The following is a 6,602-nucleotide window of genomic DNA, read 5'->3' as shown; positions in this document are numbered from 1 at the left end:
TTCGTATCTTAGCCGAGAGCGAGTTATGAAAAAGCTTGATATCGATCCATTCAAATCGAAAGAAGCGTTCAGAAAAAATTATGAGCTTCATGATAAAGCGGCAAAGCACGGCGAAGAGTTTCTTGCACAATGGGGATTCAACTTTCAGGAGTTCGGGAGAGATAAACGTTACGAACGTGTCTGGGAAAAGGGAGAAGATAAGCCAGACCTTATTTTGATTTATGAAAATAAAAACATTGCACTCCTCGACTGGAAAGCGAAACGGACTTCGCAACTGATTATCAACAAACGCGCTTATGATTCATACAAATCCTGGATGGAAAAATTCAATCTCCCCGTGATCATTGCATTCTGCTTTTTCAATAAGGATGAACAGTTTGAAAAAATAGAGTTCGTAAACATAGCCGATGCGGTAATCTCGCAGAAGAACGAAAAAGTGTGGGATAAAAATATAGTTGTTGAATTTAAATCAAAAACGATTAGCTTTACGAAAGAAAACATATTAAAAAGCTTGAGGGTGTCATAATGGAAAAATATCATTATGAATACATTTTTAAGAATTCGAAAAACTCTGATGAGCTTTTCGATACGTTCGATAAGGCGGTGAAGGAGGGAGTGGACAATTTCGAGATCTACAAGATTCTGTTTTGGAATCCTGCGCTGAGCAAGAACGAAGTCTGCATGTTCGTCAAAAAGCTTGCATCTTCATTTCCAAAAATATCCTATGACGTCTATATGTGGGGAGCGAAAGTCATCGAGCTGAGCTACGAGAATGACGACAATCTTGAAACCGTAATAACTTTTTATAAAAAAGCTGCAGAATCGAACAACAAACTCACCGAACCTTACATCCGAGCATTGGACTGCTACAATTCCGATCTGAAAATTCCTCAGCCGAATACACTTGTAAATTTTGTTAAACGCGGAGTGAACAAAGTGAACGATCCTTCGATTCTATACTACAAGCTATCGGAACTCTACGGAAAGATGGGAAACATCGAATTGAAGAATCATTACGTTGCACAAGGGGAAAAATCTATTAAGCGAAGGATAAAAATCTAAATCGGATAGCCGATCTCAAAATAGAATTGATACGGACCGAAGCTGAGCGGACGTTTCAGAAGATCGTTGCGAATATAAAATCCTTTTCCAACAGAAAAGTTTGCCGGACCGATCGGCGTATCAAATGAAACCGTTGCGCCTATCCCGTGTCTTAGCTCTGCAAATTTTACTGATGAAGTTCCTTGCCAAACAGCCCCAAGATCATATCTGACTTTTAAGTAAGTATCGAAAAATATTTTTATCGGAAGAAAGAACCGGTATTCAAGCGAAGCGAGGAAGAGCTGTTTTCCGCGGAGATCATTTTCTTTCAAACCAAAAAATGAGTTCTGTCCGCCGAGACGAAACTGCTCGGAGATTGGAAGTGTCTCATCTCCAAATCCAAAAACAAATTTTGGAATGAGCGTGTGATTCTTGAAATAAGTATGGAATGCTTCGTATGAGAAAAATATTTTTGAATAACTTATCTCACCGCCAAGAATTTTTTGTGACGTTTCGTAGAAGACATTCATCAAAATTCCTTCTTTTGGGAAGGGGTATTTATCCTGCGAATCGAAAATAGAACCAAGCCGTAAGCCGACGAGATTAAATTCGCCGGTTTGAAAACCAAATCCGCTTAACGAACTTATGTTTTGCTTTTCTTTTCTCCCTTCAACATAAATATTTCCGAGCTTTTCGACTTGCGTACCTACAGCCAGACTCAATCCGTATTTTACTTCTCTGTATTCTCCGGTTTGCAGGCGCGACCAGTTTTGCGGAGAAATTTCCGGTGCGTCGGAGTATGAAAAACGATCAATTAAATCATAGAACGCTTTCACTTTGTAAGTGATAAAAGTATTGAAGACGCGGTTTGAACGATGCTCAAGTCCCAAGTATCTATTCCGCAGCCCGCCAAGGAATTGAAATCCAATTTCTGTAGCAGAGCCGAAAATATTTTCATCGCGAATGTCGAGAGCTAATTGCAAATTCCTTTCGTTATCGCCTCGTAATCCAATTCGAATTAATCCGGAATATTTTTCCTTTACTCGGAAAGTTAGATTCTTTATATCATCCGCATCAGAATAATAAGCAAAGGTATTTTCGAAAAGATTAGTCGCGTTCAAATTAGTAAGACTTGTTCTTAGTAAATTAACATCAAAAAGCTGATTCTGCCGCAGACGAATTTCACGCTGAATAACATTCGGATCGGTTTTGTTATTGCCTGAAATAATTATGTTGTCAATCTTTCCTGAAGTTGTTTCGAAACTCAACGTTCCATCAGCAGCATCGAATTGTACATTAGTCACGTCAATGAGAGACAATCCTTTAGAACGGTATTCGCGCATCAGCGAAATAAATTTCTCAATTAAAGTCTTCGGGTTGAACGGTTTTCCGATCAGCGAAGAGAATGCCCCTGCTTCATCTACGAAAGAATGGATCTCTTTATTATTGAATGCGATCTTTTTTAATATTGGTATATTTTGAAAAGAAACTTCTGCGGTTGTAATGCCGTCTTTATTAAAAAAATCTAACTGAATAAATTCATAATTATTCTCAGCAGTTTGGTAGAGGTCTTCAATCACGCGGCTAGATTGAATAGAATCTTTCAAAGAGTAAGAAGCAATCATAGCATCAAAAACAGATTCAGCCTGAGGTGTGTAAACTAAATTATCAATTGTAAAAGAGAATGCAGCTAAGTTCTCCGAATATTTTGTGTTAATTAAATTTTTGATTTTATCGATTGATCTTTTTGTTTCCAAGTAACCAATTTCAACAAGCGAATCCAATCCAGTGAAATCGGAAGAAGAATGTTCTATCGGAGGAGTGATCACTACATCTGCCATTTCCAATTGTTTTTCTTCAAGTTGTTTTAAAGGAATGCTTACGACCTGATCTGCTAAATACCATGGAGTTCGAAGGTCCTCCAACGGACGCAAAGGACTTGTAGTATTTACTGCAATAATAATATCCGCACCCAATTCTTTCGCAATGCTTACAGGAATGTTTGCAACCAATCCACCGTCGGCTAAAAGAAGAGTGTCTCTTTCAATTGGCGAGAGTAAAAATGAAACACTTGAACTTGCACGCATCGCTTCGGAAAGATCGCCCCCAGAAAGTACCACCGCCCGACCGGTTTTCAGATCTGTACAAACTGCTCTGAAGGGAATTAAGAGTTCATCAAAACTTTTTTTTGCATGGATAGGGGCTTGGATGATCGTAAGATTCAAAAAGTTTGTAAGCTGCTGTCCAAAGCTGATTGAAGTAGGAATTACCGGGGATAACCCAACCAATCTTAAAGTTAAAATATTTTTATCCTCAGTAATTTTTTGATCAACGAATAGATCTGTTCTGCGTTTCTTTTCGGTGAATGAAGTTATATTAACCCAATCTTCAAGCGTAAGAATTGAATCGAGGTCTTTTGTCGAATAGCCGCTGGCATAAAGTCCGCCGACGATGCTTCCGAAACTCGTACCAACAATTAAATCTACATCAATGTTATTTTCTTCGAGAGCTTTAATTACTCCAAGCTGCGAAGCACCGCGTGCACCTCCGCCAGAAAGAACAAGAGCGACTTTAGGTTTTTGTTTTGGAATTTTATAAGAAAGTCCGAAGGGGAGCGGCTGTATCTGATATTCAGTTTTAATAGTTTGAATTGATTGTGCAAGAGCATTACACGAAACGAACAGGAGAAGAAAAATTGAGAACACAGATAATTTAAACAGCGTCACGGGGTTATTAGAATTGCCAAAATTTAAATTGACCACCCTCTTTTTTTGAATATCAGCGGCAATCTGTTTAATCTGTGTCATCAGAGTGCAATTTTAAATCTAGAACTTGCCTTTTGCCATTCGCTTGCGGCGATCTTTTGCATTTTCTTCTGCTTGCTGCATTAGACGCTGCATCCAAGATTTTTTCCCGGTATCTTTTACTGGTTGAAGCTCAATTGCAGGAGTGAATTTATTCATATACTGCTGCTGTGCAATTGAAAATAAGTTGAACATGAAATAATACAAATTCAAACCTGAAGGAAATGAGTTGAACAGAAGCGTAAACATAACAGGCATAATATAAACCATTGCCTTTTGACGTGGATCGGTTATAGTCATCTTTTGCTGCAAAAACATTGTTACGCCGAGCAGAAGTGCCAAGCCGCTGATTTCATTTATTTCGAATATTGGAATTCGGAAGGGAAGAGTAGCGATTACATCTGCAATTGAAAGGTCTTTAATCCACCATACAAATGGCTCGTGACGTAATTCAATAGTAGATCTGAAAAGTCCATATAGGGCGATCAAAATAGGCATTTGAAGCAAAATAGGAAGACATCCTCCTGCAGGATTGATTCCGTAAGTCTTGTAGAGCTTCATCACTTCTTGGTTCATCTTTTGCGGATTATCTTTGAGCTTTTCTCTCAGCTCTGTCATTTTCGGCTGAAGCAGACTCATCTTCTTCATCGATTTCATACTTTGCTTAGTCAATGGATGAAGAACGATTTTGATTATGAGCGAAAAGATAATTATTACTAAGCCAAAGTTTGAAATGAAAGAATGCAGAAACTTAAACAGCGGCAGAAGAACATACTCAGCAATCGGCCGAACAATGAATGTCAATCCAAAGAAAGTTCCGAAATCTACAAGTGCCACAAGCGAATGATGATGATTGTTTAAAATGTCGTATTCGATTGGGCCTAAATAGAGTTCGTAAGACTTTTTCTGATATGATCGATCATTGAAAGTCTGCTTGAAAATTATTGAATAATTTTCATATTCACTTCTGTTCGGGCCGATATATTTTTTCCCATCTAAAGTAATACCGCCATCCTGATCGATCTCTTCAGGAATGATTGCAACTGCAAAATATTTATTCTTAATTGCCGCCCAATCGATTGCGCCGTTAGCATCTTTGATGTACTTTTCATTTGGCGAGCTTGCGTCAAGATCGAATTCTTCCTCGGCAGCATAGAAGAGAGCTTTTGAAAAAGTGGCTTCATCATGAGTATTTTTCTCGACGAAGCGAATACCGTTTTGCCAATTTACAGTAAAAGTTCTATTTGAGATAATTCGCTCCATTGAAATAAATTCAATATCTGCTTTAAGAGAATATTTCCCTTTGTATGCCGTGTAAGTTTTTCTGACAGAACTTGTTTCGGAAACTTTCATTACAAAGCTGACGGAGACAGAATCGGAATTATCAGTGTTAAGATAAGATAGATTTTTTTCAGGCTTGAATTCAAATCCGGACGTATTTATAAGTTTCCCATCGAGAGTTAAAAACGTAACTGAAAAATCGCCACCCGCTTTAGAATTGATAAGCTGAACGTCTCCGCCGTACCATTCATTGTATTTCTTTAAGAAGAATTTCTGGATCTTTGCCCCGGTCGATGTCAGTTCGGCACGAAATAGATCATTTTCAATAGTAACTATTTGATTTTTCCCAGCTTGTGCAGTTGAAAAATATTGCCCAAGTGTATCGATAGGAGTTGGAGTTTGTGCTTGAACGGCGCGCTCTTCTTCCTTTTTAATTTTTGATGTGTCAATCTGTGCGGTAGTGTCTTGTTTTTTCTTTGGCTGCTGATTTGGATCTGGAGAATTTGTCCAAAGCCAAACCATTAAAACTAATCCGATCAAAACAAATGCTAATGCTGTATTTCTATCCATTTCAAATTCCTAATTAGTTTAAAGGGTCGAATCCCCCTTTGTTAAAAGGATTGCACCTCAAGATTCTCCAAGCAGATTTTCCAAATCCTTTAAAAGCTCCGTACTTACTGAATGCCTCGATGGAGTATTCAGAGCAAGTCGGATAAAATCGGCATGATGGAGGAAAAAGTGGAGAGATGAGTCTTTGATAAAATTTAATTATATAAATGAAAATCCACTTCATTGCAGTTCACTGTCGTTTTGTATAACATTCATCATTCCTAACATTTCCGGCTCAAAGTCTTTATATCTTAAAACATTATTTTGTTTCTGATTCAATCTATGAGAAGAAAAAATTACAAAGAGGGATTTTCCTTTTGTTTCAAGTGATGAAAAAAATTTATGTTTGTGAAGTCTAAAAATTTCCCTTAGAATTCTTTTGAAGCGATTTCTCCATACGGCAGTTCCATTTTTTTTCCCGACAATAAATGCGGCTTGAAACCGCAAGTCGGTAAAATTTTTTAATTGGTAGAAACATCTTATTGTTTGATTTTCGGAATAGAGCTTTTTGCCGTAGAGGAGAGTTTCCTCAAAATATTTTTTTGATTTTAATTTTTCACTTTTTGGAAAGCGGAATCGCTGCAAGGGATTTATTTCTCATCACTTACGGAAAGTTTTTTTCTTCCTTTTGCTCTTCTTCTTGATAATACGTTTCGTCCGTTTTTAGTTTTCATTCGTTCTCTAAAACCGTGCTTTCTCTTACGCTTCGTATTGCTCGGTTGATATGTTCTTTTCATCGAATTTCCTTATAATTCTTAAAATTTAGGCACAAAGTTAGAAAAATTAGATTTTATAAACAATTGATTTAGGAATATGATTATAATTGCCAATTCCTATAAAAAATGAATAAAAAAGCATAAAAGAAGA

The 6,602-nt window shown here is 37.4% G+C and carries 7 protein-coding genes; 2 read left to right on the top strand and 5 right to left on the bottom strand.

From position 1 onward, the window contains the following. The first annotated feature begins 25 nt into the window (after positions 1-25). Entirely contained in the window at positions 26-526 is a 501-nt protein-coding gene (locus FJ213_08235; protein ID MBM4176146.1) for a hypothetical protein, read from the top strand. After that, the gene (locus tag FJ213_08230; GenBank protein MBM4176145.1) at positions 526-1,062 is read left to right on the top strand and encodes a hypothetical protein; all 537 of its coding nucleotides are present in this window, start codon (positions 526-528) and stop codon (positions 1,060-1,062) included. Before FJ213_08235 ends, FJ213_08230 begins: the two co-directional genes overlap by 1 nt. Here FJ213_08230 and FJ213_08225 read toward each other — a convergent pair. The 5 genes from FJ213_08225 to FJ213_08205 are packed head-to-tail and all read right to left on the bottom strand — an operon-like array spanning position 1,059 to position 6,472. Beyond that, complete coding sequence (locus tag FJ213_08225) at positions 1,059-3,848, bottom strand: hypothetical protein (protein ID MBM4176144.1); 2,790 nt, start codon at positions 3,846-3,848, stop codon at positions 1,059-1,061. The genes FJ213_08230 and FJ213_08225 overlap by 4 nt on opposite strands. A gap of 18 nt (positions 3,849-3,866) precedes the next feature. Beyond that, positions 3,867-5,696 carry a membrane protein insertase YidC gene (yidC, locus tag FJ213_08220; GenBank protein ID MBM4176143.1) on the bottom strand — a complete coding sequence of 610 codons (1,830 nt, stop codon included), beginning with the start codon at positions 5,694-5,696 and terminating at the stop codon, positions 3,867-3,869. Positions 5,697-5,709: 13 nt separating this feature from the next. After that, entirely contained in the window at positions 5,710-5,919 is a 210-nt protein-coding gene (gene yidD / locus FJ213_08215; protein ID MBM4176142.1) for a membrane protein insertion efficiency factor YidD, read from the bottom strand. Beyond that, entirely contained in the window at positions 5,916-6,329 is a 414-nt protein-coding gene (locus FJ213_08210) for a ribonuclease P protein component (protein MBM4176141.1), read from the bottom strand. The genes yidD and FJ213_08210 overlap by 4 nt, the downstream gene beginning before the upstream one ends. Further along, complete coding sequence (locus tag FJ213_08205; GenBank protein MBM4176140.1) at positions 6,326-6,472, bottom strand: 50S ribosomal protein L34; 147 nt, start codon at positions 6,470-6,472, stop codon at positions 6,326-6,328. Before FJ213_08205 ends, FJ213_08210 begins: the two co-directional genes overlap by 4 nt. Between the last annotated feature and the right edge of the window lie 130 nt (positions 6,473-6,602).

The organism is Ignavibacteria bacterium (assembly GCA_016873845.1).
In the GTDB taxonomy this organism is placed as follows: domain Bacteria; phylum Bacteroidota; class Ignavibacteria; order Ch128b; family Ch128b; genus JAHJVF01.
The sequence above is the reverse complement of the archived record's forward strand: the minus strand, read 5'-3'. Positions and strand labels throughout refer to the sequence as shown.

Bases quoted from the DNA above. Each gene is read 5' to 3' on its own strand.
- FJ213_08235 (MBM4176146.1), top strand. From the start codon at position 26: ATGAAAAAGCTTGATATCGATCCATTCAAATCGAAAGAAGCGTTCAGA.
- FJ213_08230 (MBM4176145.1), top strand. From the start codon at position 526: ATGGAAAAATATCATTATGAATACATTTTTAAGAATTCGAAAAACTCT.
- FJ213_08225 (MBM4176144.1), bottom strand. From the start codon at position 3,848: ATGACACAGATTAAACAGATTGCCGCTGATATTCAAAAAAAGAGGGTG.
- yidC (MBM4176143.1), bottom strand. From the start codon at position 5,696: ATGGATAGAAATACAGCATTAGCATTTGTTTTGATCGGATTAGTTTTA.
- yidD (MBM4176142.1), bottom strand. From the start codon at position 5,919: ATGAAGTGGATTTTCATTTATATAATTAAATTTTATCAAAGACTCATC.
- FJ213_08205 (MBM4176140.1), bottom strand. From the start codon at position 6,472: ATGAAAAGAACATATCAACCGAGCAATACGAAGCGTAAGAGAAAGCAC.